Source organism: Pseudomonas sp. GW821-FHT09C10, from assembly GCF_059418085.1.
Map to the genome: position 1 here is coordinate 392,577 of NZ_JBWKPE010000004.1, position 20,603 is coordinate 413,179.

The following is a 20,603-nucleotide window of genomic DNA, read 5'->3' on the forward strand; positions in this document are numbered from 1 at the left end:
AGCCTCTCTCTTATGTGCTGATAGCTGCGGTGGACGTTGATTGTAATTAAGATGGCCCCATCTTTGTTCTTACATGTTTCTTCAGCCAAGGTGCCAACCGTGAGCGCGAACAACCCTCTTCTGCAGTCCTACGACCTGCCGCCGTTCTCGGCGATCCGTGCCGAGCACGTGCAACCGGCCATCGAACAGATCCTCGCCGACAACCGTGTTGCCATCGAAGGCATCCTGCAAAGCCAGGGTAAAAATCCGACATGGGCCGGCCTCGTGCTGGCTATGGACGAATTGAATGATCGCCTGGGCGCCGCCTGGAGCCCGGTCAGCCACCTCAACGCCGTGTGCAACAGCGCCGAGCTGCGCGAAGCCTACGAGGCGTGCCTGCCGGCATTGAGTGCCTACTCCACCGAGATGGGCCAGAACCGCGCGCTGTTCCAAGCCTTCGAAGCCCTGGCCAACAGCCCGGAAGCCGCCGGTTTCGACGTGGCGCAAAAAACTATTCTTGAACACTCCCTGCGCGACTTCCGCCTCTCGGGTATCGACTTGCCGCCTGAGCAGCAAAAACGTTACGCCGAAGTGCAGAGCAAGCTTTCCGAGCTGGGCAGCAAATTCTCCAACCAACTGCTGGACGCCACCCAGGCGTGGACCAAGCACGTCACCGAGGAAGCCACCCTCGCCGGCCTGACCGATTCGGCCAAGGCGCAGATGGCCGCTGCCGCGCAGGCCAAAGGCCTCGACGGTTGGCTGATCACCCTGGAGTTTCCAAGCTACTACGCGGTCATGACCTACGCCCAGGACCGCGCCCTGCGTGAAGAAATCTACGCGGCCTACTGCACCCGTGCGTCAGACCAAGGGCCGAATGCCGGTCAGAACGATAACGGCCCGGTGATGGAGCAGATCCTCGACCTGCGTCAGGAACTGGCCAAGCTTTTGGGTTACGCCTCGTTCTCCGAGCTGAGCCTGGCCACCAAGATGGCCGAGTCCAGCGACCAGGTGTTGAGCTTCCTGCGTGACCTGGCCAAGCGCAGCAAGCCGTTCGCTGCCCAGGACCTGCAACAGCTCAAGGCCTACGCCGCCGAACAAGGCTGCGCTGACTTGCAAAGCTGGGACAGCGGTTTCTACGGCGAAAAGCTGCGTGAGCAACGCTACAGCGTGTCCCAGGAAGCCCTGCGCGCCTACTTCCCGATCGACAAGGTGCTGGGCGGCCTGTTCGCCATTGTGCAGCGTTTGTACGGCATCGAGATTGCCGAGCAAAAAGGCTTCGACACCTGGCACCCGGATGTTCGCCTGTTTGAAATCAAGGAAAACGGCCAGCACGTCGGGCGCTTCTTCTTCGACCTGTACGCCCGCGCCAACAAGCGTGGCGGTGCCTGGATGGACGGCGCGCGCGACCGTCGTCGCACCATCGACGGTGTGCTGCAAAGCCCGGTGGCGAACCTGGTGTGCAACTTCACCCCGGCCGACAGCGGTAAGCCTGCCCTGTTGACCCACGATGAAGTGACCACCCTGTTCCACGAATTCGGCCATGGCCTGCATCACCTGCTGACCCGCGTCGAGCATGCCGGCGTGTCCGGTATCAATGGCGTGGCATGGGATGCGGTGGAGTTGCCGAGCCAGTTCATGGAGAACTGGTGCTGGGAGCCGGAAGGCCTGGCGCTGATCTCCGGCCACTATGAAAGCGGCGAGCCACTGCCCCAGGACCTGCTGGAAAAAATGCTCGCGGCGAAGAACTTCCAGTCCGGCCTGATGATGGTGCGCCAGTTGGAGTTCTCGCTGTTCGACTTCGAGTTGCATGCCACCCATGGCGATGGCCGCAGCGTGGCGCAGGTGCTTGAAGGTGTGCGCGATGAGGTGTCGGTGATGCGTCCTCCGGCCTACAACCGTTTCCCCAACAGCTTTGCGCACATCTTCGCCGGCGGTTATGCCGCGGGCTACTACAGCTACAAATGGGCCGAAGTGCTGTCGGCGGACGCCTTCTCCAAATTCGAAGAAGACGGCGTGCTCAATGCCGAGACCGGCCGTGCCTTCCGCGAGGCGATCCTGGCGCGCGGCGGTTCCCAGGCGCCGATGGTGCTGTTCGTCGACTTCCGCGGACGTGCCCCGTCGATTGACGCACTCTTGCGCCACAGCGGCCTGAGTGAGGACGCAGCAGCATGAGTGAAGGGCCTGTGATTACCAAAAAGCAATTTATCGCCGGGGCGGTCTGCCCGGCGTGCAGCGAGCCGGACAAGTTGAAGATGTGGACCGAGGACAGCGTGCCGCATCGCGAGTGCGTGGCCTGCGGGTATACCGATACGCTGAATGATCAAGGCCTGTCGGTGCCCAAGGAACTGGGCACGCGGGTCAATACATCGGCGTTGAAAGCGCCGGACCCGAAGGTGCAGGCGGTGCAGTTCTTCCCTAACCCGAAGCTGACGAAAGACTGATTCGTCTACCCCCTGGGAGTGCGTCTCAGGGGGTGACCAGCAGTGCGGTTTTTTCCTCGGCGGGCTCGTGATCCTTGTTCGCCGGGTTCAGCCAGCTGTTCATTGAGCACAACGCAAAGGCGCTGGTGCTGCAATCGCCATTCGCCAAGGCTGTGCGCAACTTGTCGATATCGGCCCTCATCATGTAGCGAACGCCGTCCTTGAAGCCGTTACTGGTGCCGAAACCGCCCAAGGTCATCTCGTTCAACGCATCCTCCTTGCTCCATCCCTGGATCACCACGCGATACATCGCCGCCATCAGGCCGGTGCGGTCAGAGCCGTGCTTGCAATGCATCAGCACCGGGCCGTCAGCTTCCGCTTCCTTGATCGCCCTGAGTGCCGCCAGCACGTCAGAGTCATCCACATGGTTGGTGCGATAACTCAACTGAACCTGACGGATGCTTGGCGCCTTCAGCCAGTTGCTATCGGACTCGGGCAGGAAGTTGATCACGGTGCCGATCTTGAGCTGTTCCAGCAACGGCGCTGCATTGCTATCCGGCAATGCGCTGCGATAGAGCGTGGGCGTCATTTGATGCAGGTTGTAGCGGTCGCCCACTGGCTGGGCCCATTCTGGAGAACGCAGGGACGTAGTGTCATCGGCCCGCGCAAAAGCTGTGGTGAACAGTGCCATGAGCGCCAGGCCCAGGGCCGGCAACCAATGATGCTTGTACATGGGCGACGTCACCCTATAGGGAGTGGTTGATGGCGCCCAGAGTCGGTCACGGCGGGTCAAGGAGGTGTGAGGTGTGCGTCAAAGAATCGTGAATCCTCAATCTTTAGTCGCTGAAGCGATTCTCTCGATGCTTAGGCTGCTATCATTTGTAACTATTGTTTGCGCGCTGCGCTCTATCTCCCTGGATCACCTGGATCCAGTTCGCCGCCCGACAACGCCAAGCCACTCCCTAGAAGCGGCTGATAACCCCGTGACCACATGATGAGGTGCCACCATGTCTGATCAAGATCAAGACAACCCCCGGCGTGACTTTCTACGCAAATCCTTGACCTTGATCCCGGTGGTCACGGTTGCCAGCACCGGCCTTGGCGGTTCGATGCTGATGGCGACGCCTGCGCCGGTCGAGGCTGCGCCAGCCAAGCCTGCGGCCAGCGAAAAAGCCTACGAGCCAAGCTATTTCACTGCCGAGGAATGGGCGTTTATCAACGCTGCCGTCGAGCGTCTGATCCCGGCCGATGCCCAAGGCCCCGGCGCCCTGGAAGCTGGCGCGCCGGAGTACATCGACCGGCAGATGAACACGCCTTACGCCAGCGGTGCGCTGTGGTTCATGCAAGGCCCGTTTAATGCCGATGCGCCGCCGGAGATGGGCTGGCAGAGCAAATTGGTGCCCAAGGATATCTATCGCCTGGGTATTGCCGCGACGGATGCCTGGTCGAAGGCGTTCAACGGCAAAGTTTTTGCTGCGCAAGACAGCGCTACCCGAGACGATATGTTGCGACGCCTGGAGGCGGGCGGCAGTGAGGTCACGGCACATTTTGACGCGGTGCCGCCGAAGATGTTCTTCAATCTGTTGCTGCAAAACACCAAGGAAGGCTTCTTCTGCGACCCGATCCATGGTGGCAACAAAGGCATGGTCGGCTGGACCATGATTGGTTTCCCCGGCGCCCGCGCCGATTTCATGGACTGGGTGGAACGCAACGAGCAGTACCCCTTCCCGGCAGTATCCATCCGCGGCGAGAGGGCATAAACGTGGCGACCATCATGAAGAAAGTGGATGCGGTGATTGTCGGCTTTGGCTGGACCGGCGCGATCATGGCCAAGGAGCTGACGGAAGCCGGACTGAACGTGCTGGCGCTGGAGCGCGGCCCGATGCAGGACACTTACCCGGACGGCAACTATCCCCAGGTCATCGACGAACTGACCTACAGCGTGCGTAAAAAACTCTTCCAGGACATCTCCAAGGAGACGGTGACGATTCGCCATAGCGTGAATGACGTTGCCTTGCCTAACCGTCAGCTCGGCGCGTTTTTGCCGGGTAACGGCGTGGGCGGTGCGGGCTTGCACTGGTCGGGCGTGCATTTCCGTGTCGATCCGATTGAACTGCGCATGCGCAGCCATTACGAAGAGCGCTACGGCAAGCATTTCATTCCCAAGGACATGACCATCCAGGACTTCGGCGTGAGCTACGAAGAGCTGGAGCCGTTTTTCGACTATGCGGAAAAAGTCTTCGGCACCTCAGGCCAGGCCTGGACCGTGAAAGGCCAGGTGGTGGGCGAAGGGCGTGGCGGCAACCCCTATGCGCCGGACCGTTCCAACCCGTTTCCGTTGGAAGCGCAAAAGAACACAGTCTCCGCACAGCTGTTTCAGAAAGCCGCCGCCAGCGTCGGGTACAAGCCCTACAACCTGCCGTCAGCCAATACCTCGGGGCCTTACACCAACCCCTACGGCGCGCAGATGGGCCCGTGCAACTTCTGCGGTTTTTGCAGCGGCTACGTGTGCTACATGTACTCCAAGGCCTCGCCGAACGTGAATATCCTGCCGGCGCTGCGCCAGGTGCCGAATTTCGAGCTGCGGCCCAACTCCCACGTGCTCAAGGTCAATCTGGACAGCACCAAGAGCAAGGCCACCGGCGTGACCTACATCGACGCCCAGGGCCGAGAGTGCGAACAACCGGCAGACCTGGTGATCCTCGGCGCGTTCCAGTTCCACAACGTGCGGTTGATGCTGCTGTCGGGCATCGGCAAGCCTTACGACCCGATGACCAATGAGGGTGTGGTGGGCAGGAACTTTGCTTACCAGAACATGGCCACCATCAAGGCGTTCTTCGACAAGGACACCCATACCAACAACTTTATCGGTGCCGGCGGCAATGGCGTAGCCATCGATGACTTCAACGCCGACAACTTCGATCACGGGCCCCATGGCTTTGTGGGCGGTTCGCCGATGTGGGTCAACCAGGCCGGCAGCCGGCCGATTGCCGGTACGTCCAATCCGCCCGGCACGCCGGCCTGGGGCAGTGCCTGGAAGCGCGCCACCGCCGATTACTACACCCACCAGGTGTCGATGGATGCACACGGTGCCCATCAATCCTACCGGGGTAACTACCTGGATCTGGACCCTGTCTACCGCGATGCCTACGGCCTGCCGTTGCTGCGCATGACGTTCAACTGGCAGGAAAACGACATCAAGATGAACCGCTTCATGGTCGAGAAAATGGGCAAGGTCGCCGAAGCGATGAACCCCAAGGCGATAGCCGTACTGGGCAAAAAAGTCGGTGAGCACTTCAACACCGCGTCCTACCAGACCACCCACCTCAACGGTGGCGCGATCATGGGGACCGACCCGAAGACCAGTGCGCTGAACCGCTACTTGCAGTGCTGGGATGTGCACAACGTGTTTGTCCCCGGCGCATCCGCTTTCCCACAGGGCTTGGGCTACAACCCTACCGGCCTGGTGGCGGCATTGACCTACTGGTCGGCCCGGGCGATCCGCGAGCAGTACCTGAAAAACCCCGGCCCGCTGGTTCAGGCATAAGGAGCGATGACCATGAAAGCATTTGTTATCGCGACGTTTGCCCTGCTCAGCAGCTGCTCGATCAGTGCCGCCGAAACCGACCTGATCAAGCAGGGCGAATACCTGGCCCGCGCCGGCGACTGCGTGGCCTGCCACACCGCCAAGGGCGGCAAACCGTTCGCTGGTGGCCTGCCGATGGAAACCCCCATCGGTGTGATCTATTCCACCAACATCACCCCGGACAAGACCGGCCTGGGCGACTACAGCTTCGAGGACTTCGACAAGGCCGTGCGTCACGGTGTCGCCAAGAGTGGTAGTACGCTTTACCCGGCGATGCCCTACCCGTCCTATGCGCGTGTCAGCGAAAGCGATATGCAGGCGTTGTATGCGTACTTCATGAAGGGCGTGGAACCGGTCGCCCAGGAGAACAAGGACAGTGACATTCCGTGGCCGTTGAGCATGCGTTGGCCGCTGGCGGCGTGGCGCTGGATGTTTGCCCCTGAGGTGGTGGATAAGCCTGTCATGGCCGACGCAGACCCGGTGATCAGCCGCGGCGCTTATCTGGTGGAAGGCCTTGGCCACTGTGGCGCGTGCCATACACCACGCGCCCTGACCATGCAGGAAAAAGCCCTGAGCGCGACTGACGGCAAGGCCTTCCTGTCCGGCAGCGCGCCACTGGAAGGCTGGATCGCCAAGAGCCTGCGCGGTGACCATAAGGACGGCCTCGGCAGTTGGAGCGAGGCGCAGCTGGTGCAATTCCTCAAGACCGGTCGCAGTGATCGCAGTGCGGTGTTTGGCGGTATGAGCGACGTGGTCGTGCATAGCATGCAGTACATGTCCCAGGACGACCTGACCGCTATCGCCCGTTACCTCAAGAGCCTGCCGGCGGTGGACCCGCAGGACCAGCCGCACCAGTATGACAAGCAGGTGGCCGAGGCGCTGTGGAAGGGCGATGACAGCAAGCCCGGTGCCTCGGTGTATATCGACAACTGCGCGGCCTGCCACCGTACCGATGGCCATGGTTACACACGGGTGTTCCCGGCGTTGGCGGGCAACCCGGTGGTGCGGACGGCGGACGCCACGTCGTTGATCAACATCGTGTTGAACGGCGGCACGTTGCCGGCCACTCACACGGCACCGTCGACCTTTACCATGCCGGCGTTCGCCTGGCGCCTCTCGGACCAGGAAGTGGCGGATGTGGTCAGCTTCATCCGTGGCAGTTGGGGTAATCAGGGGGCCGCGGTGAAAGCCAGTGACGTGGCCGACCTGCGCAAGAACGACATGCGCACCACCTCGGGCGATGACCTGGGGCAGGTCACCCAAAAGCACTGACCGCCAGACGGCACTGGTCAGGAACCTCGCGCCTCTATACTGTATATAAAAACAGTATCGAGGCGCTTTCATGTCTACTCCGCTGCCGCCCCGTGGTCGGGGCACGGCCACCAACCTGCACAACCGCTTTGCGCCCACCGCCAGCGTGGCCGAGGACGACGGCTGGTACCAGGAAGTGCCGCCGACCCAAGGCACCGAAGTGCGCATCGAAACGGCCAAGACCATCATCACCCGCAACAACTCGCCTGACCTGCCGTTCGACCGCTCCATCAATCCTTACCGTGGCTGCGAACATGGCTGCATTTACTGCTATGCGCGGCCCAGCCACGCCTATTGGGACATGTCGCCGGGGCTGGATTTCGAAACCAGGCTGATCGCCAAGAGCAATGCGGCCGACGTGCTGGAACAGCAGCTGTCGAAGCCGGGCTATGTGTGTGCGCCGATCAACCTAGGTTCCAACACCGACCCGTACCAGCCTATCGAGCGTGAGTACAGGATCACCCGGCAAACCCTCGAAGTGCTGCTGCGCTATCGGCACCCGGTCACCATCATCACCAAGGGCTCGTTGATCCTGCGCGACCTGGACCTGCTGGCGGAGCTGGCCAGGCAACGCCTTGTGGCGGTGATGATCAGCCTCACCAGCCTGGATGATGAGCTCAAGCGCATCCTGGAGCCGCGCACCGCCGCGCCCAAGGCACGGTTGCGGGCCATACGGGTGATGCGCGAGGCGGGCATCCCGGTGGGCGTGCTGTGCTCGCCGATGATCCCGATGATCAACGACAGCGAGTTGGAAAGCCTGCTCACCGAAGCCCATGCCGCCGGTGCGCAGAGTGCGGCGTACATGATGTTGCGCCTGCCGCTGGAGGTGGCGCCGCTGTTCGAGGAGTGGCTGGCGGTGCATTACCCGCAGCGTGCGGCCCATGTGATGAGCCTGGTGCGCCAGGTGCGCGGTGGTGAGGTCTACGACAGCCGGTTCGGTGTCCGCATGCGGGGCGAGGGGCCGTTTGCCGACCTGCTGGCCCAGCGCTTCAGCAAGGCGATCAAGCGCCTGGGGCTCGATCGCAGAGAAGGCTTCAATCTGGATTGCACGGCGTTCTGTCCTCCGGGCAGACAGATGGCATTGTTGTAGACTGATGAGGCGGAATGCACCTTCCTTGTAGGAATAGTCGCGTTTTGACATCACTGAAACCCGCGATCTAGAGCGGTTCATTCAGTTTGAGTTAAGTTTCGGTGGTTACCTTGTTCAGCGAGTGACTGATGAGTCGGCAGCCTGGTTTGTGGCTTTTACAACTATTTCACTGGCCTGGCGTCGAACTGACCTGAAAACTCCCCTGCATTAATCAAGAGGATGAATCATGAGTGACAAGGATAAACAGCCGTTGGCTGCGTCGGCTTCAGCCCCTCAGGTGGCAGAGTCTGCCGATGCAGCGCTAAAACATATCGTTGACGGCTTTTTGCATTTCCATCACGACGTCTTCCCTCAGCAGGAAGAACTCTTCAAGAAACTCGCCACGGCCCAGAGCCCACGGGCGATGTTCATTACCTGCGCCGACTCGCGCATCGTGCCTGAGCTGATTACCCAAAGCTCTCCCGGCGACCTGTTCGTGACCCGCAACGTCGGTAACGTCGTGCCGCCTTATGGGCAGATGAACGGCGGTGTCTCCACTGCCATCGAGTACGCGGTACTGGCCCTGGGCGTGCAGCACATCATCGTGTGCGGGCACTCCGATTGTGGCGCCATGCGGGCGGTCCTCAACCCCGCCAGCCTGGAGAAGATGCCAACGGTAAGGGCCTGGCTGCGGCACGCCGAAGTCGCCAGGTCCATGGTCGAGGACAATTGCGACTGTGCCAACGAAGGCGAGAGCATGAAAGTGCTCACCGAAGAAAACGTCATCGCCCAACTGCAGCATTTGCGTACCCATCCTTCGGTGGCGTCGCGCATGGCCAACGGTCAGCTGTTTATTCACGGCTGGATCTACAACATCGAGACCAGTGAAATTCGAGCCTACGATGCTGATCAGTCGGCATTCCGACCGTTGAGCGGCGAAGGGCCGATTCCTTCCGCGACGCCTAAAGCGCGCTTCTAAACACTTCCCTGCCGGGTAAAGCGGTGGCTGCCATGGATGCAGCCAGGCTTTGCCGCGCCCGGCGAATACCTCGGGAGAGCCATCATGCGTGCTGCTCAATTGAAAGCTGTATTGCCACGGGAGCTGCTCGCCTCCGTGGTTGTGTTTCTGGTCGCCCTGCCCCTGTGCATGGGGATCGCCATCGCGTCCGGCATGCCGCCGGCCAAGGGCCTGATCACCGGGATTATCGGTGGCCTGGTGGTGGGCTGGTTGGCGGGCTCGCCGCTGCAGGTCAGCGGCCCGGCAGCGGGTCTGGCGGTCTTGGTGTTCGAGCTGGTGCGCCAGCACGGGATGCTGATGCTCGGGCCGATCCTGCTGCTGGCCGGCTTCCTGCAACTGGTGGCCGGGCGCCTGCGCCTGGGTTGCTGGTTCCGCGTCACGGCGCCGGCGGTGGTGTACGGGATGCTGGCGGGGATCGGCGTATTGATTGTGCTATCGCAGATCCATGTGATGCTCGACGGTGCGCCCAAGCCCTCAGGGCTGGATAACCTGGCGGGCTTCCCCGCCGCGCTGGTGGAGGCGATTCCAACCTTGGGCGGTGGCCTGGGTTGGCAGGCCGGCTTGCTCGGTTTGTCGACGATGCTGGTGATGTACCTGTGGGATAAATTCCGCCCGCAAACCCTGCGTTTCGTGCCGGGAGCCCTGTTAGGCGTGGGCCTGGCAACGGTGGCCAGCCTGGTGCTGGCGTTGCAGGTCAAGCGTGTGGAAGTCCCGGAGAACCTCGCCGACGCCATCGATTGGCTGCGTCCCAGCGACCTGTTGAACCTGGCTGACCCTCAGTTGTTGATCGCTGCGTTTGCGGTGGCGTTTATCGCCAGTGCCGAAACCCTGCTCTCTGCGGCAGCGGTCGACCGCATGCACAGCGGCCAGCGTTCCGATTTCGATAAGGAATTGTCCGCCCAGGGTGTGGGCAACATGCTGTGCGGCCTGGTCGGTGCCCTGCCGATGACCGGTGTGATCGTGCGCAGCTCCGCCAACGTGCAGGCCGGTGCCACCACGCGGTTGTCAGCGATGTTCCATGGCGTATGGCTGTTGGGGTTCGTACTGTTGCTGTCGAGCGTGCTGCAAAGCATTCCTGTGGCAAGCCTGGCGGGTGTGTTGGTGTACACCGGGATCAAGCTGGTGGACATCAAGGCCTTCAAGGCCCTCGGTCGTTATGGGCGCATGCCGATGTTTACCTACGCGGCCACGGCGTTGGCGATCATTTTCACCGACCTGCTGACCGGTGTGCTGGTGGGCTTCGGGCTCACACTGGTCAAGCTGGCGCTCAAGGCCTCACGCCTGAAAGTCAGTCTGATCGACCTGCCCCCGGAGGGGGAAATGGAGCTGCGTTTGACCGGTGCGGCGACTTTCCTGAAAGTGCCGGCGTTGACCCAGGTGCTGGCGACGGTTCCTCCGGGCACGACTGTGCACGTACCGCTGAGTAACCTGAGTTATATCGACCATTCCTGCCTGGAGTTGCTGGAGGAATGGGGTCGGGCGAATGCGGCCAAGGGTTCGAGGCTGGTGATCGAGGCGCGTGGGTTGAAGCGCAGGCTCGAAGGCCGGGTCAGGACGACGACAGGGATAGGCTCGGCGCCCTCAGTCGGCTGACGGAACCGGAGCAACATGTGGGAGGGGGCAAGTCCCCTCCCACATTCGTTCTGTGTCGAATTCAGGATTTAAGCCGGCTGGTCCAACGCCAACTCAACCCCCAGCTGGCGGGACAGGCACGGCCAGCGCTTCCACGCGGCTTCCGTTGCCGGGCTTTTCAGCTGTTCGCGATATGCTTCGACAGATTCCAGTGCAAAGCTGTCTTCGTTGAGCATTTCATCCACCGCATGATGAACGGCTTCATCCAGCTGGTTGGCGAATGCTTCGCCGATCAACTGATGGGCAATCACGTTGGCCACGGTGGTATCTGCCGGAATCAGTGGCTGGCCAAAGTGTTTGATGTACAAATCGTTGACCTCTTCCACCAGGCGATGGGCCAGGTAAGCCTCGTCCAGCAGACCGTCGAGCCCTTCATGGCCGGCCAGGATGGCGGGGGGCTGCAGGAAGAAATGCTCGGCGATTTTCAGCACTGGCTTGATCTGGCTTTCGATGCCGGCCTCGCGGGCCACGTCGTTGGCGGCGTCCAGCAGGTCTGGTACCAGATCGATGTAGGCCGTGACGAAGCGGGTCATGACAATGTTGCGATCACCATCAGCCAGGGAAATGGCCGAATGCAGGTGCGGCAATTGCTCTTCCAGCTGCTTGGCCAACTGGCCAGTGCTGGATTCGTGTTGATGGGCACGGGAAATCTGCTCGCGCAATGCGGCGGTGTTCATGAAGGCTCCAGTGAAGCAGGTGTAGGAATAGGGACAGCATAAGGTAGCTCGTTTATACGAGCGCCTAAGACGCATTTGTCATAATTATTTCATGGTTATGCACAGGCGTTATATCGAATTGCCATCGTTGGTCGGATAAACGATTCCGCACCCGGTTTTATTAGGCCTGGCCACTCATTTTTGCTCATTTGCCCCTACACATTGCGGGGTTGCAGAGCGTGTCTATACTCGGGTTTGTACGCGATTAGCTGATGACGCCAGACTGCATAAGCAGGTAAGGCTAAGCGGTTGTAAGCAGTATGGAAGCCGCTCCCTTCGACGCAGGTGCAAACCGGCGGGATAACAAGAACGATAAGGGGAACCCGCAATGACGCGACATCCACATGTTTGGATGGGCCTCCTGTTGTGGTCGGTATTCGGCCAGGCGCACGCCGCCTGGACAACGAATATGGCGCCAGGGGCAACTGAAGTCAGTCACGCTGTGTTCGACCTGCACATGACCATTTTCTGGATCTGTGTAGTGATCGGCATTGTCGTTTTTGGCGCGATGTTCTGGTCGATGATCCTTCATCGCCGCTCTACGGGCCAGGTCGCGGCCAAATTCCACGAAAGCACCACCGTGGAAATCCTCTGGACCGTGGTGCCCTTGCTGATCCTGGTCGCGATGGCCATTCCGGCGACCAAGACCTTGATCAATATCTACGACAGTACCGAGTCGGATATCGATATCCAGGTCACCGGCTATCAGTGGAAGTGGCATTACAAATACCTGGGCCAGGACGTGGAGTTCTTCAGCAACCTGGCCACGCCCGCCGAGCAGATCCGTAACCAGGCCACCAAGGGCGAACATTACCTGCTGGAAGTCGACCAGCCGCTGGTGCTGCCGGTGGGCGCCAAGGTGCGCTTCCTGGTGACCGCCGCCGACGTGATCCACTCCTGGTGGGTGCCGGCCTTTGCGGTCAAGCGTGACGCCATCCCGGGGTTCGTCAACGAGGCCTGGACCCGCGTCGAGAAGCCTGGCATCTACCGTGGCCAATGCGCCGAACTGTGTGGCAAGGACCACGGTTTCATGCCCATCGTGGTGGAGGTCAAGTCCAAGGCCGACTACGACACCTGGCTCGGCGAACGCAAGGCAGAGGCCGCCAAGCTCAAGGAGCTGACCTCCAAGGAGTGGACGCTGGAAGAGCTGGTGGCCCGCGGCGACAAGGTCTACCACACCACCTGCGTGGCCTGTCACCAGGCCGAGGGCCAGGGCCTGCCACCGATGTTCCCGGCCCTCAAGGGTTCGAAAATCGCCACCGGGCCCAAGGAAGGTCACCTGAGCCTCGTCTACCACGGCAAGCCCGGTACGGCGATGGCCGCATTCGGCAAGCAGCTCTCGGAAGTGGATATCGCCGCCGTGGTGACCTACGAGCGCAACGCCTGGGGTAATAACAAAGGCGACATGGTCACGCCTAAAGACGTGCTGGCCATCAAGCAGGCGGAAAGCAAATGACTTCATTCATTGCGTATACCCCGAACCGCCCCGCCCACTCGCTTGCAGGAGAACGGCCATGAGCGCTGTGATCGATGACCATGGCCACGCCGGTGACCATGCCCACGGCCCCGCCAAAGGCTTGATGCGCTGGGTGCTGACCACCAACCACAAGGACATCGGCACGATGTACCTATGGTTCGCGTTCACCATGTTCCTGCTCGGCGGCTCGTTCGCCATGGTGATCCGTGCCGAGCTGTTCCAGCCTGGCCTGCAGATCGTCGAGCCGGCGTTTTTCAACCAGATGACCACCATGCACGGCCTGATCATGGTGTTCGGTGCGGTAATGCCGGCGTTTGTCGGCCTGGCCAACTGGATGATTCCGCTGATGATCGGCGCGCCGGACATGGCCTTGCCGCGCATGAACAACTTCAGCTTCTGGCTGCTGCCGGCGGCGTTCCTGCTGCTGGTCTCGACCCTGTTCACGCCCGGTGGCGGGCCGAATTTCGGCTGGACGTTCTACGCCCCGCTCTCCACCACCTACGCGCCGGAAAGCGTGACGTTCTTCATCTTCGCCATCCACTTGATGGGCATCAGCTCGATCATGGGCGCGATCAACGTGGTCGCCACCATCCTCAACCTGCGTGCGCCCGGCATGACCTTGATGAAAATGCCGCTGTTCGTCTGGACCTGGCTGATCACCGCCTTCCTGCTGATCGCGGTGATGCCGGTGCTGGCCGGCTGCGTGACCATGATGCTGATGGACATCCACTTCGGCACCAGCTTCTTCAGTGCGGCCGGTGGCGGTGATCCGGTGCTGTTCCAGCATGTGTTCTGGTTCTTCGGCCACCCCGAGGTGTACATCATGATCCTGCCGGCGTTTGGCGCCGTCAGTTCGATTATCCCGACCTTCTCGCGCAAGCCATTGTTCGGCTACACGTCGATGGTCTACGCCACGGCGAGCATCGCGTTCCTCTCGTTTATCGTGTGGGCGCACCATATGTTCGTGGTGGGCATTCCATTGGTCGGCGAGTTGTTCTTCATGTACGCCACGTTGCTGATTGCGGTGCCCACCGGTGTGAAGGTGTTCAACTGGGTCAGCACCATGTGGCAAGGCTCGCTGACCTTCGAGACGCCGATGCTGTTTGCCGTAGCGTTCGTGATCCTGTTCACCATCGGCGGTTTCTCCGGATTGATGCTGGCGATTGCCCCGGCGGACTTCCAGTACCACGACACCTACTTTGTGGTGGCGCACTTCCATTACGTACTGGTGCCTGGAGCGATCTTCGGCATCTTCGCCTCGGCCTACTACTGGCTGCCGAAATGGACCGGCCACATGTACGACGAAACCCTGGGCAAGCTGCATTTCTGGTTGTCTTTCGTGGGCATGAACATGGCCTTCTTCCCGATGCACTTCGTGGGACTGGCCGGCATGCCGCGTCGGGTGCCGGACTACAACCTGCAGTTCGCCGACTTCAATATGGTCTCGTCGATTGGCGCGTTCATGTTTGGCGCCACGCAGATCTTCTTCCTGTTTATCGTGATCAAGTGCATCCGTGGCGGCCCGCCCGCGCCGGCCAAGCCGTGGGATGGCGCCGAAGGCCTGGAGTGGAGCGTGCCCTCGCCCGCGCCGTACCACACCTTCACCACGCCACCGGAGGTCAAATGAACAGGGTGAGCGGAGGTGGTCATGGCTGACTCCGTGCCCCTCAAGCGCCTGGTTACCCGCCTGCTGATCCTGGTGCTAGCGATGTTCGCCTTCGGCTTTGCCCTGGTGCCGATCTACGACGTGATGTGCAAGGCATTCGGCATCAACGGCAAGACGGCCGGGCAGTACGAAGGCGAGCAGGTCGTCGACCTCACGCGCCAGGTACGGGTGCAGTTCCTGTCCACCAATGCCATCGACATGGTCTGGGAGTTTCATTCCAAGGCTGATGAGGTGGTGGTCAACCCCGGTGCCGTCACCGAGATGCTGTTTGTGGCCTACAACCCCACTGACAAGCCGATGACCGCCCAGGCGGTGCCGAGCATTTCCCCTGCCGAAGCGGCGATGTATTTCCACAAGACCGAATGCTTTTGCTTCACCCAGCAAGTGCTGCAGCCAGGCCAGCGCATCGAGATGCCGGTGCGTTTTATTGTCGACCGTGACATGCCCAAGGATGTGAAGCATTTGACCCTGGCGTACACGCTGTTTGATATCACTGCGCGCCAACCGCCCGTGGCTGTCCGTACCGGCGGCTAGCTACTGTTTGCCCGCTCAATCAGGAGAGCGAATACATGTCGACTCATGATACGTACTACGTACCAGCTCAAAGCAAATGGCCGATAATTGCCACGATTGGCATGCTGGTCACCGTGTATGGCCTGGCCGTGTGGTTCAACGACCTGAAGGCGGCACGCCCGGAATCCCACGGGCCGTGGATCTTTTTCGTCGGAGGGCTGTTGCTGGCCTACATGCTGTTTGGCTGGTTCGGAGCGGTGATCAAGGAAAGCCGCGCCGGTTTGTACAGCGCCCAGATGGACCGCTCGTTTCGCTGGGGCATGACCTGGTTCATTTTTTCCGAGGTGATGTTCTTTATCGCGTTCTTCGGTGCGCTGTTCTACGTGCGCCACTTGTCCGGTCCCGCATTGGCCGGCGAAGGCCCCAAAGGCATTGCGCACATGCTGTGGCCGAACTTCGAGTTTGCCTGGCCGTTGCTCAACAACCCGGACCCGAAGCTCTATCCCGCGCCGGAGGGCACCATCAGCCCGTGGGGCTTGCCGTTGGTCAACACCATCCTGCTGGTGAGTTCCAGCGTGACCATCACCATTGCCCACCACGCCTTGCGCAAGGGGCATCGCGGCGCGCTGAAGATCTGGCTGGCGATCACCGTCTTGCTGGGCCTGGCATTCCTCGGGTTCCAGGCCGAGGAATACATCCATGCCTATAAAGAACTGGGCCTGACCTTGGGTTCGGGGGTATACGGCGCGACGTTCTTTATGCTCACGGGTTTTCACGGTGCTCACGTGACCATCGGCACCATTATTTTGTTTGTGATGCTGATGCGCATCCTGCGCGGGCATTTCAATGCCGAGCATCAGTTCGGTTTCGAGGCGGCCAGTTGGTATTGGCACTTCGTGGATGTGGTTTGGATCGGGCTGTTTTTCTTCGTCTATGTGCTGTGAGGCGACTTACCAGGGCGCATGAGATACCAGCTGGCCGCTGAAAAATCCCCAGGCGATCAACGCCACGGTGATCACGGCCAGTACCACACGCACGGTCAAGGCCGTGACGAGGCGGTGGGAGTTGCCCTCGTCCTTGACCAGGAAGAACAGGCCACTGAACAGGCTCACGACGGTCGCGATCAGCATCAGGGCAATGGCTGCTTTGAGCATGGTCTGGTTCCTGGCGTTGGTGGGCATCAAGGGGATGGGCGGGCAATGAAAACAAGTATAGCCAGCGCCATGAAACGCTTTCGTCCAGGTATCGCACCAACCGTGGTGGTGATGATTCTGCTGCCTTTGATGGTGGGCTTGGGCGTCTGGCAGCTGTCGCGCGGCCATGAGAAACAGTTGCTGGTGGACAGCTATGCCGAACGCCGCGCCGCTGAGCCGATCAGCAGTGTGCAACTCGGGGATATGGCGGACCCGGCCTTCCGCCGCGTGCATCTGCGCGGCCAGTTCGATGCCGAGCACAGCGTATTGCTGGATAACCGCATGCGTGACGGCAAGGCGGGTGTCGAGCTGCTGCAACCCTTTCATGACCAGGCCAGCGGCCTGTGGTTATTGCTCAATCGGGGCTGGTTGCCGTGGCCGGATCGGCGCACCCCGCCCGTCTTCACTACTCCGGCTCAGCCTTTGAATCTCGACGCCTGGGTGTATGTCGCGCCCGGCGAAACCTTCCAGCTGCATGCGGACCCTGCCACTGCCCAATGGCCGCGCCTGTTGACCGCGCTGCACCCCGCCGCGTTGTGGGCTGAGCTGGGCCGCAACGGTTTTGCCTATGAGCTGCGCGCTGAAGCCGGCCCCGGCACGTACGAAACCACCTGGCCCATCGTTGCGATGGGTCCGGAAAAACACCTGGCCTACGCGGTGCAGTGGTTCGCCATGTCCCTGGCGCTACTGGCTCTTTACCTCTACCTCGGATGGCACACCACAAAGGAGAAGCCCCATGGGAACGGCCACGAATCCACTCAACATGTCTGAGGTGCCTGATCGGCGCAAAGGACGCTGGCAGCTGATGCTGATCCTGCTGATGGTGATCGGTCCGATGGTGCTGGCCACCTTCATGTACAAACTGCAGTTCTGGGTGCCGGACAGTCGCAGCTACCACGGAGAAATGATCGGTAACGGTCAGACCCGCGCCGATATTGGCGTGCAGGCCGATGAGCAGCGCTGGCAGTTGCTGGTCACCGCGCCTGGCGCCTGCGCCGCCGATTGCCGGCAACTGGTGTACCTCGCGCGTCAGTTGCAGATCGGCCTGGGGCGCGACGCTTCACGCGCCAGCCATGCCTTGGCCAGTGCGCAACCGGTCGCTGCCGACTATGACACCAAGCTCAAGGCCGAATACCCGCAATTGCAGCGCTACTCGCTGGATCTCTCGACCTTCACCAAAAACGCCGCCGCGCCGGGCGCTGCGCAACTATGGATCGTCGACCCCCACGGCAACCTGGTGCTGCGCTACGACGCCAAGGTCAAGGGCAAGGACTTGCTCAATGACCTGCGCCACCTGTTGAAACTGTCGAACATCGGATAAGGGCATCGTCATGGCCAAACCTGGATTTCGCCTCGCGTTATTTGCCACTCTGCTGGCGCTGATCGTCGTGCTGCTTGGCGCCTACACCCGCCTGACCCACGCCGGCCTCGGTTGCCCGGACTGGCCGGGCTGCTACGGGTTTATCAGCGTGCCGCAAAGCGAGGCCCAGCTGGCCCATGCCGAATTGCATTTTCCCGATACGCCGGTGGAGGCTGACAAGGGCTGGGCGGAGATGACCCATCGCTACTTCGCCGGCACCCTGGGCCTGTTGATTGTGCTGTTGGCGGCGCGTTCGTGGAGCCATCGGCGTGATCCGGGCCAGCCAGTGAAACTGCCGTTGTTTCTGTTGATGGTGGTGTTCGCCCAGGCCGCGTTTGGCATGTGGACGGTGACCTTGAAGCTGTGGCCCCAGGTGGTGACGGGGCATTTGTTGGGCGGTTTTGCGACCTTGAGCCTGCTGTTTCTGCTGACCCTGCGCTTGTCTGGGGTGTTGCCCGCGTTGATCGTACCCAGGCGCCTGCAATATTGGGCCACGGCCGGCCTGGTGCTGGTGATCGGTCAGATCGCCTTGGGCGGCTGGGTCAGTTCCAACTACGCGGCAGTGGCCTGTATCGATTTGCCCACCTGCCACGGCCAGTGGTGGCCTGCGGCGGACTTCGCCAACGGCTTTCACCTGACCCAGCACATCGGCCCCAATTACCTTGGCGGCCAACTCGACAGCGACGCGCGCACCGCTATCCACCTGACCCACCGCATCGGTGCGGTGCTGGTCACCCTGGTGCTTGCGGGGCTGGCCTGGCAGCTGCGTGCGGTGGGTATGACGCGGCTCGCGGGCCTGCTGTTGATTGCCCTGGCGGTACAAATCAGCCTGGGCCTGAGCAACGTGTATTTCCACCTGCCACTGCCGGTTGCGGTCGGCCATAACGCCGGCGGTGCGGCGCTGTTATTGACCCTGGTGCTGGTCAATTACCACGCCCGCACCAGTCTGGTCCGGGTGCGTCACCAGTTGCCGTTCGGCTGGCGCTTCAGCCCGCGCAAACACGTATCGGGCCTCATCACCCTTAAAGGAGAGATGCCATGGCGACCTTGATCGGCGCGCGCCACAGCCAGGCGATCTGGCGCGATTACCTGGAGCTGACCAAGCCGAAAGTGGTGGTGCTGATGCTCATCACCTCCCTGGTCGGCATGTTCCTCGCGACCCGCGCCGGTGTGCCGTGGGCGGTACTGATTTTCGGCAACCTGGGAATAGCCCTGTGTGCCGGTGGTGCGGCGGCGGTGAACCATGTGGTGGACCGACGGATTGATGCAGTGATGGCTCGCACCCATAAGCGGCCGTTGGCGGAGGGGCGTGTGTCGCCGGTGGCGGCGCTGGCCTTTGCTTTGTTTCTAGCCGTTGCAGGATTGGCCTTGTTGCTGGCGTTTACCAACCCTCTGGCGGCATGGCTGACGCTGGCTTCGCTGCTCGGTTACGCGGTGGTCTACACCGGTTTTCTCAAGCGGGCGACGCCACAAAATATTGTTATCGGAGGCCTGGCCGGTGCCGCGCCACCGCTGTTGGGTTGGGTCGCCGTTACCGGCCATGTCAGCGCCGAGCCCTTGTTGCTGGTGCTGATCATCTTCGCCTGGACGCCGCCGCACTTCTGGGCCCTGGCCATTCACCGCAAGGAGGAATACGCCAAGGCCGATATCCCGATGCTGCCTGTCACTCACGGCGAGCACTACACCAAGGTGCATATCCTGCTCTATACCTTTGCCCTGTTGGCGGTGAGCCTGATGCCCTATGTGATCCACATGAGCGGCCCGCTCTACCTGGCCTGTGCGCTGGTTTTGGGCGGACGCTTTCTGCAATGGGCCTGGGTGCTGTACCGTGGCGCTCAGCCGCACGCGGCGATCAACACCTTCAAGTACTCTATCTGGTACCTGTTCCTGCTGTTTATCGCCCTGCTCGTAGACCACTACTTACTGTTGAACCTATGACTCGAACTCAAAAAACCGTCTTTATCCTGGTGGCCATCGTCGCGTTGATCATGGGCCTGACCGTTAACAAAGTGCTCTCGGGCAAGGGCCAGGGCGACCCTACGGCATTGATTGATGCCGGTATCATCCTGCTGCCGCAAAGCCGCCAGCTGCCGCCGGTGAGCATGACCAACCAGGAAGGCCAGCCGGTGCTGGTTAACGAGTTGAAAGGCAAGTGGAGCCTGCTGTTCTTCGGCTACACCTTCTGCCCCGACATCTGCCCGACCACCCTCGCCCAACTGCGCCAGATCAAGAGCGAGCTGCCTAAGGAGGCTGTGGACAAGTTGCAGGTGATCCTGGTCAGCGTCGACCCGAACCGCGACACCCCGACCCAGCTCAAGCAGTACCTGGGCTACTTCGACCCGCAATTCCAAGGCCTCACCGGTGCGAACGTGGAGGATGTGCAGAAGGTCTCGAATGCCGTGAGCATCCCGTTCATCCCGGCAGACACCAGCAAGCCCAACTACACCGTCGACCACAGCGGCAACCTCGCGCTGATCGGTCCGGATGGTACCCAGCGCGGCTTTATTCGTTCGCCGTTGAACAACCAGAAGCTGGTAGCGCAACTGCCGGGGCTGTTGCAGCGCAAGTAACAGGCAATGCACAACACATGTGGGAGGGGGCTTGCCCCGATGGCGGCAGATCAGTCAGCTCATGCAGCGACTGATACTCCGCAATCGGGGGCA

Annotated in this window: 20 protein-coding genes; 17 read left to right on the forward strand and 3 right to left on the reverse strand. The window is 61.2% G+C overall.

Going from position 1 to position 20,603, the window contains the following annotated elements; all coding sequences use genetic code 11:
- Positions 1-51 precede the first annotated feature (51 nt).
- Together prlC and AC07OT_RS11090 are read left to right on the forward strand one after the other, a co-directional pair.
- A complete protein-coding gene (prlC, locus tag AC07OT_RS11085) occupies positions 52-2,151 on the forward strand; it encodes an oligopeptidase A (RefSeq protein ID WP_174556988.1) in 2,100 nt (699 codons plus the stop codon).
- A complete protein-coding gene (locus AC07OT_RS11090; protein ID WP_495108070.1) occupies positions 2,148-2,420 on the forward strand; it encodes a YheV family putative zinc ribbon protein in 273 nt (90 codons plus the stop codon). Before prlC ends, AC07OT_RS11090 begins: the two co-directional genes overlap by 4 nt.
- 25 nt (positions 2,421-2,445) lie before the next feature.
- Here the strand turns inward: AC07OT_RS11090 and AC07OT_RS11095 are convergent, their stop codons facing one another.
- Positions 2,446-3,132, reverse strand: coding sequence for a phosphatase domain-containing protein (locus tag AC07OT_RS11095; RefSeq protein ID WP_495108071.1), 687 nt, complete (start codon positions 3,130-3,132; stop codon positions 2,446-2,448).
- Between the two features lie 274 nt (positions 3,133-3,406).
- On the opposite strand from AC07OT_RS11095, the gene AC07OT_RS11100 reads away from it, so the two are divergent.
- The 6 genes from AC07OT_RS11100 to AC07OT_RS11125 all read left to right on the forward strand — a co-directional run bounded on the left by AC07OT_RS11100 (position 3,407) and on the right by AC07OT_RS11125 (position 10,976).
- On the forward strand, positions 3,407-4,159 hold the full coding sequence (locus tag AC07OT_RS11100; RefSeq protein ID WP_027608123.1) for a gluconate 2-dehydrogenase subunit 3 family protein: 753 nt from the start codon (positions 3,407-3,409) through the stop codon (positions 4,157-4,159).
- Positions 4,160-4,161: 2 nt separating this feature from the next.
- Entirely contained in the window at positions 4,162-5,946 is a 1,785-nt protein-coding gene (locus AC07OT_RS11105; RefSeq protein ID WP_495108072.1) for a GMC family oxidoreductase, read from the forward strand.
- Positions 5,947-5,958: 12 nt separating this feature from the next.
- Positions 5,959-7,257 carry a c-type cytochrome gene (locus AC07OT_RS11110; RefSeq protein WP_495108073.1) on the forward strand — a complete coding sequence of 433 codons (1,299 nt, stop codon included), beginning with the start codon at positions 5,959-5,961 and terminating at the stop codon, positions 7,255-7,257.
- 70 nt (positions 7,258-7,327) lie between these two features.
- On the forward strand, positions 7,328-8,386 hold the full coding sequence (locus tag AC07OT_RS11115; RefSeq protein WP_495108074.1) for a PA0069 family radical SAM protein: 1,059 nt from the start codon (positions 7,328-7,330) through the stop codon (positions 8,384-8,386).
- A gap of 226 nt (positions 8,387-8,612) precedes the next feature.
- Positions 8,613-9,344 (forward strand): carbonic anhydrase, encoded by a 732-nt coding sequence (locus tag AC07OT_RS11120; RefSeq protein WP_495108075.1) that lies wholly within the window; start codon positions 8,613-8,615, stop codon positions 9,342-9,344.
- A gap of 84 nt (positions 9,345-9,428) precedes the next feature.
- Entirely contained in the window at positions 9,429-10,976 is a 1,548-nt protein-coding gene (locus AC07OT_RS11125; protein WP_495108076.1) for a SulP family inorganic anion transporter, read from the forward strand.
- A 68-nt stretch (positions 10,977-11,044) separates the two neighbouring features.
- Here the strand turns inward: AC07OT_RS11125 and AC07OT_RS11130 are convergent, their stop codons facing one another.
- Positions 11,045-11,692: a hypothetical protein gene (locus AC07OT_RS11130; protein WP_027608050.1), complete on the reverse strand. Its 648-nt coding sequence runs from the start codon at positions 11,690-11,692 to the stop codon at positions 11,045-11,047.
- Between the two features lie 367 nt (positions 11,693-12,059).
- On the opposite strand from AC07OT_RS11130, the gene coxB reads away from it, so the two are divergent.
- Genes coxB through AC07OT_RS11150 form a run of 4 tightly spaced genes read left to right on the forward strand, consistent with a single transcriptional unit; the run spans position 12,060 to position 16,331 of the window.
- Positions 12,060-13,187 (forward strand): cytochrome c oxidase subunit II, encoded by a 1,128-nt coding sequence (gene coxB, locus AC07OT_RS11135; protein WP_141156387.1) that lies wholly within the window; start codon positions 12,060-12,062, stop codon positions 13,185-13,187.
- Positions 13,188-13,245: 58 nt separating this feature from the next.
- A complete protein-coding gene (ctaD, locus tag AC07OT_RS11140; RefSeq protein ID WP_024072609.1) occupies positions 13,246-14,835 on the forward strand; it encodes a cytochrome c oxidase subunit I in 1,590 nt (529 codons plus the stop codon).
- A 21-nt stretch (positions 14,836-14,856) separates the two neighbouring features.
- The gene (locus tag AC07OT_RS11145) at positions 14,857-15,408 is read left to right on the forward strand and encodes a cytochrome c oxidase assembly protein (protein WP_065937874.1); all 552 of its coding nucleotides are present in this window, start codon (positions 14,857-14,859) and stop codon (positions 15,406-15,408) included.
- A gap of 35 nt (positions 15,409-15,443) precedes the next feature.
- Positions 15,444-16,331: a cytochrome c oxidase subunit 3 gene (locus AC07OT_RS11150; protein ID WP_027608047.1), complete on the forward strand. Its 888-nt coding sequence runs from the start codon at positions 15,444-15,446 to the stop codon at positions 16,329-16,331.
- Positions 16,332-16,337: 6 nt separating this feature from the next.
- On the opposite strand, the gene AC07OT_RS11155 is transcribed toward AC07OT_RS11150, so the two are convergent.
- Positions 16,338-16,541, reverse strand: coding sequence for a twin transmembrane helix small protein (locus AC07OT_RS11155; RefSeq protein WP_495108077.1), 204 nt, complete (start codon positions 16,539-16,541; stop codon positions 16,338-16,340).
- A gap of 45 nt (positions 16,542-16,586) precedes the next feature.
- On the opposite strand from AC07OT_RS11155, the gene AC07OT_RS11160 reads away from it, so the two are divergent.
- The 5 genes from AC07OT_RS11160 to AC07OT_RS11180 are packed head-to-tail and all read left to right on the forward strand — an operon-like array spanning position 16,587 to position 20,510.
- Entirely contained in the window at positions 16,587-17,351 is a 765-nt protein-coding gene (locus AC07OT_RS11160; RefSeq protein ID WP_495108078.1) for an SURF1 family protein, read from the forward strand.
- Positions 17,317-17,901: a PA_0111/PP_0108 family redox-active disulfide protein gene (locus AC07OT_RS11165; RefSeq protein ID WP_065926846.1), complete on the forward strand. Its 585-nt coding sequence runs from the start codon at positions 17,317-17,319 to the stop codon at positions 17,899-17,901. The genes AC07OT_RS11160 and AC07OT_RS11165 overlap by 35 nt, the downstream gene beginning before the upstream one ends.
- 10 nt (positions 17,902-17,911) lie before the next feature.
- On the forward strand, positions 17,912-18,991 hold the full coding sequence (locus tag AC07OT_RS11170; protein ID WP_092356034.1) for a COX15/CtaA family protein: 1,080 nt from the start codon (positions 17,912-17,914) through the stop codon (positions 18,989-18,991).
- Positions 18,979-19,878 carry a heme o synthase gene (cyoE, locus tag AC07OT_RS11175; protein WP_027608043.1) on the forward strand — a complete coding sequence of 300 codons (900 nt, stop codon included), beginning with the start codon at positions 18,979-18,981 and terminating at the stop codon, positions 19,876-19,878. Before AC07OT_RS11170 ends, cyoE begins: the two co-directional genes overlap by 13 nt.
- On the forward strand, positions 19,875-20,510 hold the full coding sequence (locus tag AC07OT_RS11180) for an SCO family protein (protein WP_495108079.1): 636 nt from the start codon (positions 19,875-19,877) through the stop codon (positions 20,508-20,510). Before cyoE ends, AC07OT_RS11180 begins: the two co-directional genes overlap by 4 nt.
- The last annotated feature ends 93 nt before the right edge of the window (positions 20,511-20,603 follow it).